Source organism: Capnocytophaga sp. oral taxon 903 (genome assembly GCF_013394785.1).
GTDB lineage: Bacteria > Bacteroidota > Bacteroidia > Flavobacteriales > Flavobacteriaceae > Capnocytophaga > Capnocytophaga ochracea.
Genome location: NZ_JABXYW010000002.1, coordinates 1215627 through 1233996, shown reverse-complemented (window position 1 = coordinate 1233996; position 18370 = coordinate 1215627). Strand labels below are relative to the sequence as shown.

Below are 18370 nucleotides of genomic sequence, written 5' to 3'. Positions count from 1 at the left end.
CAAAATATTTTACCTATACAAAAAATATACAAGGAGTATTTTTAATGTGAATGTATAGTTGCTATTAACGAGAATTACAAAACAAACCATTGTAAATCTTACATTTAAACTTATATGCAAAAAAGATATGTAAAGGTAACAACAAATAAAAAACACCTCTTAAAAAGAGGTGTTGTATAGGTAATGTATATATTTTTTTAAGAAAATCAATTTATGTTTTCTACTCACTCGTACATCTCACATCTGCCTGTGTAGCTCGCACCACTAATCATTAACCATTAATCATTAATTTAGAGCTTTAGAATATAGTCAGTAAGGTTCTGATTGCGCGCTAAACGCATCTTTTTGCGCAAGCGGTAGCGCTTTATCTCTATACTTTGCGTAGAAATGTTCAGTAGTGGAGCAATTTCTTTACTCGAAAGGTTCAAACGCAGGTAAATGCACAGTTTAATGTCATTAGGAGTAAGGTCAGGGTGAAGTGATTTAAGCCGATTAAGGAAGTCACGGTCAGTTTGATTAAAGATTTCTTGAAAATGCTCCCAGTCACCTTCGCTGTTGATGTTATCTTCCACAATGTGTAACACTTCTTTGCTATTGCCACTATTCAAAAGAGCCTCTTTGATGCTCATCAGCAGTTCATTCTTGCGCACGATGTTCATCGTAGTCACCGCCAGCTCGCGGTTCTTGCTCTCCACTTCACTATGGAGCTTATCGTTTTGGAGTTTCATTACCGTGCGGTCATTTTCCAATTGCAATAGGGCGAGTTCTTTCTCTTTTTCTTGTTCTACCTTCTTCTTATGACGCTTGTAATGAACTCTATACACTCGGTGAATTATAAAAAGCAAAAGCAGTAAGAGTCCTATATAGGTAGCTATCATTACATTAGTGGCATACCAAGGTTTTTCAATTACAAAGTGAAAAGTAGCCGTATTGGTCGAAACAGCATTTCCCACTCTGGCTCTTACCAAAAAGGTATAATCACCCGCCGGCAGATTATCAAACTGCACACTTGCCTCCTTGCTCCAGTCGCTCCAATGCTCGTAAAGTCCTTCCAATTTATATTGATATACAGTTTGAAACATCACATTATAGGCAGGCACACTATAGCTAAAACGCAGATTGTTTTGGTTGTGTGCCCAGCGGTTATCAGTACTATTAAGAGCAATAGGTTGCCATACGCCTTCCACTTTGCTTTTGTCTATATGGTCTATATGCACCTCATAAGCGGTATGGTGCGACGGATTAAACGCAAAATCCATAAAGCCGGTGCTCGTACCTAAAAGGCAATCACCTTCTCGGTACTCATTGAGGTTCTCAAACCCTACCAAATCCTTGCGAAAAGCAGCCGAGAGAGGCATCTTTTTCAGCTGAAGTGCCTTGTCTAACTTACCCTGACTCACCTTCACTATATTGTATTGGGTAAAAAACCACAATCCGTCCTCTTTACCCCGTAACATAGTGCCCGATAAGTAGGCATCTTGGTCGAATAGCCGATGGGTAAGGCTTCCATCTTGCACAAACTTACGTGCGGTAATATCATATTTAAACAAGCCTTTTTCGGTGAAATACCAAATCTCATTGCGGTATTTAGCAATCGCCGACTTGCGCCCCATTGGAGCAGAAGCCTCTTTGTGCACTTGGAGTACTCTGGTAAAATCAGGGGAGAGTTGCAACCGGAACACGCCTTTGTACTCGTGACTTACCAATAGTTCAGTAGGCGAAATAAACTCAAAAAACCTACTCGATACGTTGAATCCTGTTATCTTATTGCGGTATTGCCAACGCCCTTCTTTCAGTTCCAAAAGATATAAACCTTCATAATTGCCTTGCAAGAGCCAATTAGGATGTCCTTCCACAGGTTTAATATCCCAAGTACCCAAAAGATTACACACCAACTGTGCACGATGGTTGTTTATCACAAACGTACCTGAATTGTGCCCACAAAACAAAGTGCCTTGTAGTTCTTTCAGTTGCCACACTTGCCCTTTAGTACCTTCAACCAACTGAAATGGCTGACCTGCTTTCAAAGGAAAAGGCGCATAAAAAAGCCCCTGATTGGTACCCAAATACAAATCACCTTGGTAAACAATAGACGTATAAACGGCTCCTAACACTCCTTCGTTATCTTTATACTGGCGGAAAGGCGAAAAGAAATTCACCATACTAATGCCGTTGTCTAAGCCTAACCACACATTGTGTTCTTTGTCCTCGAAGATAGAAAGCACCGTGTTGTTTTGCAAGCCTTGCTTCTGATGAAGGTGCTCCCACAGTTGTCCTTCTGGCGATAATCGGTATACACCATTGGCAATCGTCCCCAGCAAGATAGAACCGTCAGAGAGTTGTTCGCAACTGTAGATATTTAAAGAAGAAGTAAGCGCTCCAGTACTCACTTGCCAAGGTCTCACCTCAGCAGGTGTTCCTTCGTAAATGCCTTTGTCTTGGGTAACAAATAGAAACTTACCTTTATATGGGAAGATATTAATAACAATATGCTCGCGGAAAAGAGACGCTTCCGAACGCAACTCCTCTTTACCATTCACAAGAGCAAAAAGCCCCTCATTCATCTTTTGAAAGAAGATATGCTCGCCCACTTTGAAGATTTTGGGTAAGTTGTTTTGCGAATGCACAATGTGAAAGCGGTCGTGCTGAGAGTCGTAAATATAAAGTTTGTGCAACGACTGGAAGAGCACCCAATGGTCAAAAAAAACAATTTTCCATACCTCTTCATCTTCTATATCCTTAGGTGGCAAGCGTTTACTTAGTGAAGTATATTGCAAACGGTTGAAAGCATCTGCTTGCCAATAACCAAATTCAGCAAAACCTCCCGTATAGATAGTGTTACCTTTGGCGTTTACGGCGCGCACTATCGCCCCATTGGGCAAGGGGTAATGTTGCCATACCACCCCATTGAACTCCAATAGACCTATATTGTTAGCAAAATATATCTTTTGATTTATCGCTTGACATATTTTCCAATTCTGACTCTCACCCGAGTATACCGAAGGAGCGTAGTTATAGATAGGTGGGAATAACTGAGCGTGTATCGTCCCTACAAACCATCCCATCAAAACACACAGAAAAACACGCATACGCATAAGGTATTAAAGTTTAGTTGCTGGCAAAGATAACTATTTTATTTTGAATATTCCAAAAAACATCCTCTATTTTCAATGAGAGTCTCTTTTCGCATATTTCTCCCTCATCATTCGTCTCTGATTTGGTATTATTGGCATTTTTGGTATTATTGTATTAAAATTGGTGTTCTTTATTTTTAGTCATTAATCAAACAAAGGGCGATGTTCACACATCGCCTTTTGTTAAAACCTAATTTTCAAAACACTGTTAGTAATAAACTTCTGGTTAGGTTAGATATAAGATAATGTTAGGCTTTATCTTTTATCTTTTTTACTGCACCTTAAAATTCAGCTTCTTTAATCCCTCCTGCACTTCGGGGCAACTCATAAACAGTTTCCAAATGAGACCCGTGCGGTGGTTTTCTATCATCGGGGCAATAGTGAGCTGGTCGATAGCCAAATAACGCTTAGGATACCATACCGCTTGCTGGCTGAAAGCGTCATAAAAGCCGTATTTACCCCAAATAGTATCGCCCAAATCGTAATAGAAATGCTTGAGCGCAGCCATAGATTCTTGAGGCGTATAAGGGAAGCTGGAAAGGGCAGCAGTAGGCACTATCACCCCTAAATCGTTACTGGGGCTGTGGGCTGAATATCCTTTTACTGAATAACTGGCGGTAAGTCCCCAGCAGTTCGCCCCATAACCTTTATAACCTTTGGGGTTTTCTAGGCAATATTTGTAGTTGATAAGGGTGTGATTGCGATTCAAATCCCAGTAATTGGCGTAATCATCACTGAGCCCTTTGGGGTTCAACCCTATGTACGAATAATGCGCCCAAAATAGGGGACCTCCGTATTGTTCTGCGAAGTTGTGTTTGAGAATAAGTGGCAAATTGTAAGTTACCTGAGTGCTTTTAATAGCTCCTCCGCGTGCCCAACCGTTGTGATAAGCCGAAGCAGGAATGGTGTGGGTTGGCGAAGAAGCTGCCAAAATATAGGTAATTAGGCACTCGTTATAACCTTTCAGAGGAAAATTCATCTGCCAAGCATAATCAGGACTCCAATGCCAATAGAGCACATCTTGTCCGTTTAAGTACCAATCCCATTCCATTTCACGCCATAATTTATCAATGCGAGAAGCTAAGGCTTTTTCGGTATCGTTCCCGTCTTTGAAATACTGACGTACACAAAGCAATCCTTGCATCAAGAAAGCGCTTTCCACAAGGTCACCCCCGTTGTCTTTCTGCCCAAAAGGCTTGGTTTTACCCGTACGCCCGTCTATCCAGTGCGACCATACACCGTGATAACGGTCGGCTTTCTCTAAGAAAGTTACGATTTTAGTAAATCTTTCTACCGCTTGTGCACGAGGGATAAAACCGCGCTCTACACCCACCAATAGCCCTGCAATCCCAAAGCCCGAACCTCCCGTAGTGACGATATGAGCATCATCGGAAGGGACATCTATATGAATGCGCTCAGGGGCTAAACCCGAATTAGGCTCTGCTCCCTCCCACATATAGTTGAGATGCGCACGCTGGATATAATCTAAGAAAGCATCGTCGGAAGTAAATTCCATTGGACGGTTCTTTTCGGTAGGCGGCTGAGGAGTAGGTTTTTCTACCACCTTTTTATTGTCCTTACTACAACCACAAGAAACGAAGAGCAGAAGGAAAGCTAAAAGTGAAAAGTGAATCGTGAAAAGTTTGTTTTTGTTCATAAGTATATTATTTCTTTTTAAAAGTCCATTGCAAAAAGTCTGGAGTGTTGAAAGCGGGATGCCAAGCGTTGTGATTAGCTCCGTAGAACTCTATGTATTCTACTTTCTTGCCAGAGTTTTTCAATGCCTCATAGGCTTCGCGCGAGTAAGTCACCGGTATCACATCGTCAATATCACCGTGATAGAAACGGAATTTTGTCTTCCCTTTGAACTCACACATACGCTCTATATTAGTCGCCCCACATATAGAAACAGCTTTGGCAAAGGTATCGGGGAAGCGATATACCATATCCAAAGTAGCAATCGCCCCCATCGAAATGCCCATAATGTACACTCGTTTAGGGTCGATAGGATATGTAGACAAAGTCTCGTCTAAAAGTTCCTTCACCAACCGCAAATAACTGGTAATGGGAGTGTCCTTTGGTAAAGGATTACCGCTTTTATAACCTTTTTCAGGACGCTTTTCAAGCGACCAGTATGCACCCTCAGGGCACTGCGGAAAGAGCACAAAGCAAGGGTACTTATCTCGGTTCGCAGGATTGCTAAACACTGTGCCCCCATTGCGCAACTGACTCTCATTATCGTTCCCTCTTTCGCCTGCTCCGTGCAAGAAGAGCACCAAAGGGTATTTCTTGCCTTTCTCCATTTTTTTAGGTTGAAGAAAGCGGTAAGGCATACTGTTCTTTTGCTTATCCACATATACGCCTTTGGTATACGCCTCATTCTGAGCACTGATACTGATGCTGTAAAGAAAGATGATAAAAATTATTAAATATCTATTTTTCACTCGCTAATGTTTTTATTTGAACATCATTAATAGGTTCATTAAAGAAATAAAACTGGTCTAACTGACCTTTGTAGAATCCTGCCCATCCTTGTGCACCTGCCCCAGTGGTGAGCGGAGGAGTAGTTTGAAAAGGAAGCGTTCCTATTACAAGAGTACCTAAGTTGGGGCACGCTATGCCTCCCAAAGTCTTAAACTCTTGCGAATGTACCTCTGCTCCATTCCGAAAAATAGTAACCTTACCTGTGGTAGCATCATAACGAAAGACCAAATGTACCCATTTGCCTAATGTTTCTGGGATTACCTTATCTACCCAACCATTTTCGGTACCGTTGCTCAAATGCAGTTTAAAACGTCCATTGGTTTGAGTTGAATTACCTGGCTCCATAAATAGGTCTATATAACTCCAAAAGCCTTTGTTATTGGTTAAAGAAAATAATCCTGTTGCCTTAGTAGGTTTTTCGGCATTCATCCAAAAAGCGATAGAAAAACTACCTAAGTTACCCAATACATCGTGCAACGATTTACCACCATTAAGTGGAGTAGTAGGAGGCGTGATAAGTATATAGCTATTATCAGCTCCTTGATAAGCTTTCTTTACTTTTCCTTGTGTATAAGAAGCATTTCCTACTACTTGAGTAGTTGCTTTATACACACTCATATCCTCACTATTATCTTCAAAAGTAAAAGCTAATTTAGGCTTTACATAGTCTAAGATAGGAGGTTGCTTGGGATAATCAAACGCAGGGTCTTGGTCTAAGTCTTGGAAACAGCTGGTAAGGGCTGTCAGACACACCATAAAACTGATATATAATACATATTTTTTCATTGTAGTAAATTTTAGATTTTCAACTTAGCCGAAGTTTGAAATTTTGGCTAAGTTTAGACCTGTTATCTCAATTAATAATTAGGGTTTTGAACGAGTACTCCATTAGAACGGTCTATCTGTGTTTGTGGTAAAGGAAACAAACGATGTTTTACTTGATAAGAGGCTTTACCTGCATTATGAAGAGTTTCTACATCTATATTCCAACGTACTAAGTCATAAAAGCGGTCAAACTCCATACCCAGTTCTACACGGCGCTCGTGACGAATAGCCGTACGCAAATCACTTTGATTAGTGGTAGTAATGGCAGGAAGCACAGGGGTACTACTAGTCCGTCTTGCACGGGCGCGCACTTGTTCTAAGTAGGTAAGGGCTTCGACGCTGTTACCAAGCTCATTAGCTGCTTCGGCAGCCATTAAGAGTACATCTGAATAACGAATAAGACGAATATTGAACCAATAACCAAACTTGCTATTGGTGCGACGCAAAGCAGGATCAGTATATACTTTCTTGTTGTAATACTTATTCACTACATCATTATTAGCAATAGGTTTTTCGCCATAGGGTGTATTAGGTTGCATAGCGTTGGCTTCTGCTATATTTTTAGCAAAATAAAGCAAAGTTTCATCTTTGCGAGGATCACCTGCTTCAAAAGCATCAGCTAAGTATTGAGTAGGACAGTTGAAACCCCAACCGAAATCCCATTGCCCTGAACCGCGCACTCCTTGTACTTGGGCAAAAGTACTTCCTACTTGTTCTGCTTTGTATGCCTTATCAAAAGTGCATTGCAATTCAAAAATAGAACCGGGTCCATTCTCACCTGTCTCACGGAAAATCTTATTGTAATCGGCACTTAGATTATACAATCCTGAGTTAATTACATCTACAGAAGCAGTATACATTTCTTGCCAATTACTACGCATCATATAGGTGCGAGCGTGCAAGGCACGAGCAGCTCCCCAAGTAAGGCGTCCTACAAAAGTAGTAGGCCACATTCGTGGTAAATCGCGCTCGGCAATAGCGAGGTCAGCATCAATTTGTGCGTAAATTTTTTCTACTGATGCTTTTGGTTTATTGGCTTCATCTCTACTTTTCACCGAGAAGTTAATAAGAGGTACTTCACCAAAGGCACGCACCAAATTGAAAAAAGCATAAGCACGGAAGAAATGAGCTTCTCCTCTGTTCACTTTATCTGTTTCTGCCAAAGAGGCTTGATCAGCATTATTAATCTTGTCAATTACGGTATTGGCTGCGAAAATCAATTCATAGTTTCCGTCGTAATACTGTGATACAAGAGCATTGGTAGCTACGTAATTGAATTCGTCTACATTCTTAGAATCAGCTGAGTCTCCTGCGTTAGAGCCTTTTTCAGCATCTTCACTACGGAAGCTGTGCACCGCCAAAGCTGGCAATCCTGATGTGATAGAAGAAGCTCGTATTTTACCATACATCCCGAATACTTCGGCTTCATAAGTACCAGCTGCTCCTTTTTGTTCTCCTTCATACCATTCGCCTTGAGGCTCTTGGTCGAACTTGTTGCAATGGGTGAAGAGGGCAACGCTTGTTACCATTAATCCTATTGCTATAATATGGTTTATATTCTTTTTCATAATTGTTAATTAAAAAGTGATATTTATACCGTAAGTAATAATCATTGGCATAGGATAAGTACCCGTATCGATACCGAAAGATAAGGCACTACCTCCTATTTCGGGAACATAGCCCGTGTTTTTATGCCAAGTTTTGAGGTTTTGCATATTAGCATAGAAGCGCAATTTCTGTACTCTTAGACGTTGTAATACGTCTTGTGGCAAGCTATAGCCTAACTGCACGTTGCGCAAGCGGAAAAAGCTACCATCTTCTATATAGTATGAAGAGTTCATACGATTGATGGGGCGACTGTTATCTACAATAGGTTCCCAGTTAGAAGTGCCTTCGCCGTGCCAACGGTTCAAGCGGTGTGCTTGGTAGTTAAGGGTCGCATAACCACTTTCGCCCCAACCGCGATAGATTTCGTTGCCATAAGCTCCCATAAACTCTGCTGAAAGGTCAAAGCCTTTGTAGCCGAGATTGAGACTAAAACCATAGGTAAGGTCTGGGGTAGGATTACCTATCATCTCACGGTCTTTGGTGTCTATCACGCCATCACCGTTGAGGTCGGCAAATTTAAGGTCACCAGGTTTAGCTCCAAAAGAATTTACTGGAGAATTGGCAATGTCTTGATAGTTTTGATATACACCAATCACTTTGTAGCCGTAAAAATGACCAATAGGATAACCTTCTAAGCTACGCGCTACGTCGTTTGGACCACTATAAACGGCATACTCAGCATTACGACCTAATGAAAGCACTTTGTTATCAATAGTGGTGATATTGGCACTTACACCATAACTAAATCCGCTTTCTTTGAGTTGGTCTTGCCAAGAGGCTGAAATCTCCCACCCTTTATTTTCTATCTCTCCGAGGTTCTCCAAAGAGTTTTGTGTACCTGCAAGGCTAGGCAGATTTACAATAAGGTCTTTGGTTTTCTTGTGATAGTAAACAGGCTCTACACTGAGGCGATTGCCCAAGAAACGGAACTCGGCACCGGCTTCCCACGCATAGGTCTTTTCCCAACCTAAGTTTTGTACTAAATAGGCAGGTACATAGCCTGTAATAATACGGTCGCCAAACACAGCACTACTTGAACTTACTAATCTAGGGTAAAGAGGATAGTCATTTCCTGTGTTTTGGTTACCCAAAACGCCCCAAGAACCTTTTAGTTTGAGGTAATCTACTACTTTTTGGTTTTTCATAAAGGCTTCTTCGCTGAGTACCCAACCTGCACCAAAGGAGTAGAAGTTGTCCCACGTATTACCCAAGCGATGAAATACTGAAGCTCCATCACGGCGATAAGAAGCGTTGAGCAAATAACGACTGTCGTAATTATAAAGAGCTCTAAGAAGGTAAGACATCGTGAAGCGTCTGTTTTGTGAAGAACCATTGGAAGAATTCTTAGCTCCAAAAGAAGAAAGCCACCATTTATCGGTATTGCCGTTAGGAGAAAAGATAATATCGTCCATATGCTGACTACGCGCTCCATTTAACTTAGAATATTCTTTATAATCAGTAGTAAGCCCTGTCATTGCATTGAGATTGTGTTTTCCCCATTGCTTTTTAAACGAAAGTATGTAATCTTGCTGAGTGCGCAAAGTGGTTGCCTTAGATTGTGAAAGGGTTTCATACTGTCCTCCTATGTGTTTTTTATCGCGAGTTAAAGGACTATACACATAGGTAAGAGGGTCGAATCTGCGTTCTTCGTGCACGTTATAATCGGCGGAGAAAGTGGCTTTGAAAGTAAAGTCTTTCAAGAACTTCAATTCTCCATAGATGTTCCCTGTTAAACGGTGAATAGAAGCTTTGGCATTATTAGCTTGTTCTTCTATACGTATCATAGGATTGTATACCTGTGCATTTTGGAAGTTAGGCATATCGTAAAACAAACCTGTTTTTTCATCTTTCACGGGGGCAATAGGAACCGCTTTGAGCGCTGCTTCTACACCGCGTCCATCGGCAGGTAGGATACGTGAGCCGTTAGCTTGGAAACCAAAACGCAAAAAGTCGGTTACGTTGTAATCGCTACTGAGGTTGAGGGTGAGTTTGGAGAGCTTTTCGTGCTTGATAGAGCCCTCTTCATCGGTATAGCCTGCCCCCATATAAAAGCGCCCTTTCTCGCCTGAGCTAGCTACGCTCACGTTATGATTGGACACCCACGCACGGCGGAAGATTTCATCTTGCCAATCGGTATTAGCTTGCCAATGGGTATAATCAAACGGATTGGCACCTTTATTGGCTAACTCTTCGTCATAAAGAGTTTTAAAGCCTTCGGCATCAGTCATTGCAACACGGTCGTTGATGACTTTTAAGCCTACGGAAGAATTGATGTTTACGATGGTTTGTCCTTTTTTGGCTTTCTTGGTGGTAATGATAATCACCCCATTGGCACCACGAACCCCGAAGATTGCGAGAGACGAGGGGTCTTTGAGGATTTCCATAGACTCGATATCCTGCGGGTTGAGGTAGTTGATATTATCGGTAAAGAGCCCATCGACTACGTATAGAGGTGTATAGCCGTTGATAGAGTTTGTACCGCGGATACGTATTTCGGGGTCTTGCCCTGCCCGCCCTGTATTAACGATTTGCACGCCAGCTACCTTTCCTTGGATAGAGGCTAAGGGGTTGGTAGACGGACGGTCAGCAAATTCATCGGTTTTAAGACTTACAATAGAGCCTGTAAGGTCTCGTTTTTGAGCGGCTCCATACCCAATCACTACTACTTCTTTGAGCTCTTGGGTATTTTCTCTTAAAGTAACATTAATGCGGGAGCGTCCTGCTACTTTTACATTTTGGGTCTGCATACCTACGAAGCTGACTTCTAAGACGGCATTGGAGGGCACATTGGGAAGTGTATAGTGCCCTTCGAAGTCGGTAGAAGTACCTTGGGTAGTACCCTTTACAATTACGTTTGCTCCTGGAATGGGGTTTTTAGTCCCTTCTTCATAAACGGTACCTTGTACGGTAATTTGTTGAGCGTACAGGGTAACGGTTAGAGAAAACATCAGGAAGAAAAACAATATTTTCTTTATTTCCATATGTTATTGATTTTTTTTCACCGCAAAATTGCTAAAAGTTTCTTTTATCTCCAAAAAAAGAGCTACGTCAAAACTACTACAATGAAAAATTAACGAAATGACGTACTACGTCAAAAGTACTACAAGAAAATACAACATTTTGATTGTTAGATTTTTCTGAGAGCAAAAAAAGGGTGAAAAATCGGGGAAAATTAGCAAATTAGAGAATGAAAGAATTAGAAAATGAGGTGCGAGGTCGTAGCACGACAGGCGGTGTAAGTTACACAGGCGAGGGAAATGAGAAAATTAGAAAATGAGGTGCGAGCCGCACGGGCAGGGAAATGGGGAAATGAGAGAATGAGTAAATGAGGTAAAAGCTAATAATGCCAGAAATACCAGAAATGCTAATAATGCCACCAAGGGGAATGGGCGAGGCGGACTTTTCAGACGAGTCGGACAGTTTAGAGGAGGGGTTGGAGGATTCGGAAGGAAACGGAGAAAACCAAAAGATGTGAAGAAGGGTTTTTAATAAAAAAAGGGTGTAATGAGGGTGGAGTTAGGATATAGAAAGGATATAGGAATGATGAACGAATGATGGACGATTGGTATAGAAAGGGTATGTAAAAAATTGATTAATAGCTTAATACAACAATGCCAAAAATGCCAAAAATGGGGTTTCGAGGTGAAAGAAAGAGAATCCTCACCCCGTTCACATACTCTCCTATTCGGAGACTTCTCCTAAGGAGAGGGGGAATGTAGCGACGGAAAGGAGAAGGGATAATTAGGGAATTAGCAAATTAGTAAATTAGTAAATGGGAAGGTGTGGGGTCTTAGGGCATAGGCAATAGGGAGGTGGCGGAAAGAGGATAGGCGGGTTAGAGAATTAGCAAATTGGCAAATTTGGAAATTAGCAAATGGAAAAGAGGTTAAGAAATTCAGAGAGGCTCAGGAAAGGTGTAAGCGGTGAGAGAAACTTATTAAGGGAGTAGAGCCTAAATTGCTATAAAGTGGAGTAAGAAAAACGGTGGGATTCTTTGTTAATTGAAAATTATATCGTACTTTTGTACTTTAAACATCATTAAAACTAAGTATGAATCTGAAAAATATATCGTTTAAGAAGCTACTTACACAAGGCGGTCTTGCGCTTGCTACCCTGCTATCACGGTTGTTAGAAGGCTGTATCGCTTTGGCTTCGATGGTATATAAATTACTACGTTATGCCTTAAAAGTGCTCTGGGCGGTATTTATCTTCGCTTTGCTTATAATCCCTTATGGTATTTTTAGACTTTACCAAAGGTATAAGAATAGAAAAAACGCTCCGAAAAAGGAACAGGAACAGATAGTATATACAGGCAACATATTCCACCGCAGTTGGCAATGGTTGCGGGCTAAACCCTATCAGTTTTACCTCAAATGGATAAGTATACCGATTGGGATAGGCGTAGGAGGTATACTGTTGCTCATCTTGTTAATTTACTTTGGGGCTTTTGGCAGGTTACCCTCAGAGGAGGATTTGAAAGAGTTGCGTCAATCGGAAGCGAGTCTTGTTTACGATTACGAGAACCAATTGATAGGGAAATTTTATATCTTCGACCGTACTAAAATAGAATACAAGGACTTTCCTCCTTATCTTATCAACGCACTTATCGCTACCGAAGACGAGCGTTTTTACTTGCACGGAGGGGTAGACACGAAGAGTTTGTTTAGGGTTTTCTTTAAATCACTGCTTTTGCAAGACGACTCATCGGGAGGGGAAGTACTGTTACAATGCAGTTGGCTAAAAATATTTATGGGCGTGGACAACGCTACGGGAAACTTTCGATGCCTATACACAAAATCAAGGAGATGATTATAGCCCGACGCATAGAAAAGGTATACAGCAAGGAGGAAATCTTGACGCTTTACCTCAATACTGTGCCTTTCAGCGATAATACTTACGGGATAGAAAGTGCGGCGCAACGATTCTTTGACAAATCGGCGAGAGACCTTACGCTTAATGAAGCGGCTACGCTTATCGGTACGCTTAAAGCGACGAATAGCTATAATCCGCGTACCTCACCCAAGCGCAGTGAAGAGCGTCGGAATGTGGTGTTGGCACAGATGAAGAAAAACAACTTGCTGACCGAAGACGACTTTAAAGTTCATACCAGAGACACTCTTAAAACTACGGCAACTACGGCTGAAAAAGAGGGTGTAGCGCCTTATCTTGTAGAGCAAATACGCTTACTATTACCTGAACTGCTGAAAGACGTGAAGAAGCCAGACGGTTCGCCTTATAATATCTACAAAGATGGATTGCGCATCTATACTACCATTGACAAGACAATGCAGGAGTATGCTGAGAAAGCAGTGGAAAAGCATTTGACATCGTTACAACAAGATTTTGAACAGACCTATGGCAAGCGTGCCCCTTGGAACTTGGACAGTGATTGGTTTAAGGAGGAAGTGAAGAAGTTGCCTGCTTATAAAGAACTTGAAGAGCAGAAACTCTCGGAAGCGCAGATATGGGCGAAACTGAGTGAGAAGAAGCCGATGGATTTATCTCTCTATACCGAAGACAGTATCAAAAGGCATAGTACATTGGACAGTTTGTCGCGTTTTATACGCATATTAAACACGGGATTTGTGAGTGTAGAGCCTCAAACAGGGGCAATTAAAACTTATGTGGGTGGGGCAGACTTCCGCTACTTTAAGTACGACCATATCCTACAAAGCCGTCGCCAAGTGGGCTCAGTTTTTAAACCGATAGTATACGCTACTGCCTTAGAGATGGGAATGCCTGTGTGCACGCACTTTTCGCCTCTGCCTTTGACCTATGCTGATTACGAATATTGGTCGCCACGCAACGCTTCTAAGACTGACGATGACCCTAACATATATTACTCAGTATGCAAGGGATTACGAGAATCGTTGAACACCATAGCTGTACAAACGCTCTTTTATGCGGGGCTAAAGAATGTGATAAAGAAAACACGACAGTTAGGCATCACTTCTCCCCTACCGAATGTGCCTTCGATAGCATTGGGTTCGGCTGAACTATCGGTGATAGAAGTAGCTAAGGCTTATACGGCTTTTGCGAACAAAGGAGTGCCTGTAGAGCCTTATTTTATCACCCGAATAGAGAACAAAAAAGGAGAAGTAATATGGGAACGCAAACCTAAGGTTTTAGCTCCTGCACTGAGTGAACGCACTGCGCAAATAATGATACAGATGATGCGCTCGACCGTGAACGAAGGTACCGCATCACGTATGCGTGGACAATACGGACTTACCAATGACCTTGCGGGTAAAACAGGTACGACCCAAGACAATAAAGACGGTTGGTTTGCGGGAATGCTCCCCAACCTTGTAATGATTACGTGGGTGGGTAACGACCAGCAGATAGGTTTTAAAAGTACGCGTTTGGGACAAGGAGCTAACTCGGCATTGCCTATTGCTGCCTTATTTGTATCGCAACTGAACCGCAACAGCAAGTATAAAGACCTAACGCGAGCTACTTTTAAGGTAAGCGAAGAGATACGTACGGAGGTAACTGAATGTGAGCCTACTGTACGCGAAGGTTTCTTTGACCGCCTTTTGAGCAGTACTGCCAAAGATACCATAAGAGCAGGAGATGTGCATTATCGGATTTATGAGCGCAAAGGTAAGCTACACAATGTGGAAGATGAGGAAGATATATCGGTAGACGATGTGGTAAATCCTGCCAATACACCTGCGCCAGCACCAAGCACTCAAACAGCTACACAGGAAGGAAAAGAAAAGAAAAAAGGGCTTTTGGATAGGATTTTTAGTCGTAGCACGACAGGCGATTAGTCGTAGCACGACAGGCAATAGAAGTAGCACGACAGACAATTGAATGAGGAAATTAGGGAATGAGAAAATTAGCAAATGAAGGAAATGAGGAAGAATAAGATTTTAAGAGAGACGATAAAATATTGAGATAACTAAAGACTAACAAATTAAAACTAATATAGATGAAAAGAATAGTATTTTTAATGGTGTCATTCATCTTGATGACACCTTACATAAACGCACAAGAAAAAAAGAAGTTTGCTGTGAGAACCGTTGCTTTTTACAACGTTGAGAACCTTTTCGACACGATTAATGACCCTCATAAGTTTGATGATGACCGCACTCCTGAGGGAGCTGACCGCTGGACAAGTAAGGTGTATAACGACCACGTACACAAGATAGCCAAAGTAATTTCGGAAATAGGAAGTGATGTTACTAAACACGCCCCCGATATAGTAGGTCTTGCCGAAATAGAAAACGAAGCGGTAGTGAGAGACCTTATCAATACCGAATATTTGAAGAGATATAATTATGGGATTGTACATTACGAATCACCCGACGCTCGTGGGGTGGATGTAGCTCTCATCTACAAGAAAAGCGTGTTTAAACCTACTGCTTCATTTCCACACCCTTTATACCTCACCAAAGATGACGGGAAGCCTCTTTACACTCGCGATCAACTGTTAGTAAGTGGTGAATTGGACGGTGAAATGATTCATTTTATAGTAAACCACTGGCCTTCGCGTTTTGGAGGAGAAGCTAAAAGTAGACCCAGTCGTGAAAAAGCGGCGGCTTTGAACAAGAAAATTATAGATTCACTCCTCAGCAAAGACCCTAATGCTAAAGTGATAGCAATGGGTGACTTTAATGACGACCCTATTAACTCAGGCTTTAAGAATGTGTTAAAAACCAAAGACAAAAAAGAAGATGTAAAACAAGGGGAGTTATTTGACCCTATGGAGGCTATGCTGAAAAAAGGAATGGGAACGTTAGCCTATCAGGACGGCTGGAACCTCTTTGACCAATTCTACTTTACTTATGATTTGCTAAAAGAAGACAAGAGTAGTTACCGCTACTGGAAAACGGGGATATTCAATCGCTCGTATTTGGCTAACCCCAAAGGGCGCTATAAGGGATATCCTTTCCGCAGTATGAGCAATGGTAATTACACTTGGGGATATTCTGACCACTTCCCAGTATATATGTACCTTATCAGAGAACTGAAATAAGGAAATAAGAATATTTATGTTAGCAATTGAGAGGCTACCCGAAGAGTTTAAAATATTTTCGGGTAGCCTCTCAAACTTTTCTATTCTTCTTTCACCTCTGTTGTCTCCTCAGTAGGTGCTTCTACAGGTGCTGTACTCTCAGGCTGTGGTGCAATTGCAGGAGGCTCTTGCTCCTGTAAAGGTCTGTTTTTAGAGAGTTTAAAACCTACACCTACCGAAATGGCAAAGTAATAACTTTGAGCGTCTTTAAAGTTTAGATAAGGAGTAGGTTCTTGATTGGTGAGAGGCGATAGATTGGTAGAAAAACGACCATCTACGGTAAGGATGATTTTAGGAAATTCCCACATCACACCTCCTCCTAAATGCAAATTCATCACAACACTATTGAAATGTGAGGTGATATCATACTTTTCACTGTATTGTTTCTCGGAATAAGAGGCTAAAAGTAAGAATTTAGGAGCTACTCCTATTTGTCCAAAGCCCCTAAATTTCTTTTTACCTTCTATTTGTAGTAAAATAGGCACTTCCAAGCAATCAAAACGAATAAAATGACGGTCGGATAGTTTTAAATCAGAACCTTCGGGGCGAAAAGGAATAGCTTCGCGTTTGTACATCACTTCGGGTAAGAATACCCAATGGGTCTTGAGCGGAAGGCGGAAGAATACGCCTGTATTAAAAACTCCTGAATGCCCAAAGTACTCTATATTATAGCTTTCATTGGCTGTTTTAGGAGTTATAACGCTTACCGTTGCCAAAGGATTATTAAGTTTTACTCCTATGGCTGTTTGAGAAAAACCGAGTGTAGCAACACTCAAAAAAACGATGGTGATTAAAAAACGTTTCATAATATATGTTGTTAAAAGTTAAAATTCTTGTTCTTGTGGTGTATTCACCTCAGCAGGAATACTATCATTAGTAATTGTTGGGAGCTCTTCTTGGGGAGTAGCCCTTTCTAAAGGCAATGCTTTCTTTTTAAAAGGCTTGTAGCCTGCCCCTAAAGAAAATGCAAAATAATAGCTTTGCGCCTTACTGAAATCAATATCAGGGGTGTTCTTTTCAGAAGTAAGTGGTGTAAGGTTGGTAGCGAGTCTTCCATCAGCAGTAAAAACCCAATCTCTTCTGTTCCATAAAACACCTCCCCCAACATTTAAATTGAGAACAACCCTATTAAAAGAGCTCGTAACATTATGGTCGTCTTTTTCTAAAACAGCAGAGTACTTTGCTGAAGTTAAGAACTTAGGCGCAATGCCTAATTGTACAAATCCTCTTACGGTGCGCTTTCCTTCCCATTGTAACAGGATAGGAACCTCAGCATACCAAAATTCGTATGTTCCACGATCAGAGAGAAGTTCTTCTATTGTTTCCTCTTGATGAAAAAACCAAACCCCTTCACGCTTGAACAACACTTCGGTTTGTAGTGCCCAATGTGTTTTTAGAGGCATTCGCATAAAAGCTCCTATATTAAAAGCCCCTATATAAAACTCACCAAAAATACCTCCTCCGTTTCTAATCCCCTTAGGTGTATTTGCAATTTGATGTTTCATTACATTAACTGCTACAAACGGATTAGCAACTTTCACCCCTACGGCTATTTGGCTATAGCTAAATACCGAAATACTTAAAAGCATAGCAGTGATTAAAAAACGTTTCATAATATATTTAGTTAAAGATTATTCTTACCTCTTATCTGTTACCTAAGTCTAAGTATTTTTCAAAATAATCAGCGATGTCTTTGAGTTCTTGGCGGTAGTGATCGTCGTCTTTTTCGGTAAGGATACCATAGCCATAACGACGGAAGTCCTGTAGTATATCCGAAAATCGTTCGCTTGCGAGTTTGAGTGTGATATGCACGTTGTCTTCCGTGCGATTAGAGAGGTAAATCCCTAATACCTTACCTCCATTTCCTTCCACTATCTTACTAGTTTCAGTAAAAGAATAATTGTGAGCACTTTTCTCTAAGATGAGTATCCGACCCGCTTCTTGTATAAAAGGCGTTTTGGTGAGTTGTTGTATAAAGTCTCCCAAGTAGTAATAACCTATAAATTGCTGAGTCTCATTTATTACGGGGAGCATATCGGTGTGATAGGAAGCGAAAGCTTCTATTACGGTATCCCACGTAGCAGTTAGCGGCACAAAAAAGCGTTCTAACGCATACTGATAATCGGCTACTGTAGTTTCTTTATCTTCCTCATCTACTGCTTCTTTACGGAGTACCCCTATAAAAGTATTGCCTTCGCACACGGGCAAAGCTGAAAGCAAATGCGCCTCAAAAAGCAACTTTACTTCCTCTATTGAAGTATTAGGTTCTATGTATAAAAAATGTGTTGTCATATTCTTT

At 41.3% G+C, this 18370-nt stretch carries 11 protein-coding genes and 1 pseudogene; 3 read left to right on the top strand and 9 right to left on the bottom strand.

Annotated features, from left to right (window positions below):
* Positions 1-290: 290 nt before the first annotated feature.
* From HW279_RS05095 to HW279_RS05070, 6 genes are all read right to left on the bottom strand, one after another.
* Positions 291-3095, bottom strand: coding sequence for a triple tyrosine motif-containing protein (locus tag HW279_RS05095; protein WP_178958223.1), 2805 nt, complete (start codon positions 3093-3095; stop codon positions 291-293).
* A gap of 310 nt (positions 3096-3405) precedes the next feature.
* Positions 3406-4791, bottom strand: coding sequence for a glucoamylase family protein (locus HW279_RS05090; RefSeq protein ID WP_255495776.1), 1386 nt, complete (start codon positions 4789-4791; stop codon positions 3406-3408).
* Between the two features lie 7 nt (positions 4792-4798).
* The gene (locus HW279_RS05085; protein WP_178958222.1) at positions 4799-5578 is read right to left on the bottom strand and encodes a prolyl oligopeptidase family serine peptidase; all 780 of its coding nucleotides are present in this window, start codon (positions 5576-5578) and stop codon (positions 4799-4801) included.
* Positions 5568-6404 carry a LamG domain-containing protein gene (locus HW279_RS05080; protein WP_178958221.1) on the bottom strand — a complete coding sequence of 279 codons (837 nt, stop codon included), beginning with the start codon at positions 6402-6404 and terminating at the stop codon, positions 5568-5570. Before HW279_RS05080 ends, HW279_RS05085 begins: the two co-directional genes overlap by 11 nt.
* Before the next feature lie 71 nt (positions 6405-6475).
* Entirely contained in the window at positions 6476-8011 is a 1536-nt protein-coding gene (locus HW279_RS05075; RefSeq protein WP_178958220.1) for a RagB/SusD family nutrient uptake outer membrane protein, read from the bottom strand.
* 9 nt (positions 8012-8020) lie between these two features.
* Positions 8021-11032 carry a SusC/RagA family TonB-linked outer membrane protein gene (locus HW279_RS05070; RefSeq protein WP_178958219.1) on the bottom strand — a complete coding sequence of 1004 codons (3012 nt, stop codon included), beginning with the start codon at positions 11030-11032 and terminating at the stop codon, positions 8021-8023.
* A 362-nt stretch (positions 11033-11394) separates the two neighbouring features.
* Here HW279_RS05070 and HW279_RS11070 point away from each other — a divergent pair, with 362 nt between their 5' ends.
* From HW279_RS11070 to HW279_RS05060, 3 genes and pseudogenes are all read left to right on the top strand, one after another.
* The gene (locus HW279_RS11070; RefSeq protein ID WP_255495775.1) at positions 11395-11526 is read left to right on the top strand and encodes a hypothetical protein; all 132 of its coding nucleotides are present in this window, start codon (positions 11395-11397) and stop codon (positions 11524-11526) included.
* 575 nt (positions 11527-12101) lie between these two features.
* Positions 12102-14824, top strand: a pseudogene (locus HW279_RS05065) (penicillin-binding protein 1A).
* Between the two features lie 161 nt (positions 14825-14985).
* Positions 14986-16032: an endonuclease/exonuclease/phosphatase family protein gene (locus HW279_RS05060; protein WP_178958218.1), complete on the top strand. Its 1047-nt coding sequence runs from the start codon at positions 14986-14988 to the stop codon at positions 16030-16032.
* 80 nt (positions 16033-16112) lie between these two features.
* Here HW279_RS05060 and HW279_RS05055 read toward each other — a convergent pair whose 3' ends face one another.
* Genes HW279_RS05055 through HW279_RS05045 form a run of 3 tightly spaced genes read right to left on the bottom strand, consistent with a single transcriptional unit; the run spans position 16113 to position 18363 of the window.
* Positions 16113-16877 carry a porin family protein gene (locus tag HW279_RS05055; protein ID WP_178958217.1) on the bottom strand — a complete coding sequence of 255 codons (765 nt, stop codon included), beginning with the start codon at positions 16875-16877 and terminating at the stop codon, positions 16113-16115.
* Between the two features lie 18 nt (positions 16878-16895).
* Positions 16896-17684 (bottom strand): porin family protein, encoded by a 789-nt coding sequence (locus HW279_RS05050; RefSeq protein WP_178958216.1) that lies wholly within the window; start codon positions 17682-17684, stop codon positions 16896-16898.
* Positions 17685-17715: 31 nt separating this feature from the next.
* Complete coding sequence (locus HW279_RS05045) at positions 17716-18363, bottom strand: CBS domain-containing protein (RefSeq protein ID WP_178958215.1); 648 nt, start codon at positions 18361-18363, stop codon at positions 17716-17718.
* Between the last annotated feature and the right edge of the window lie 7 nt (positions 18364-18370).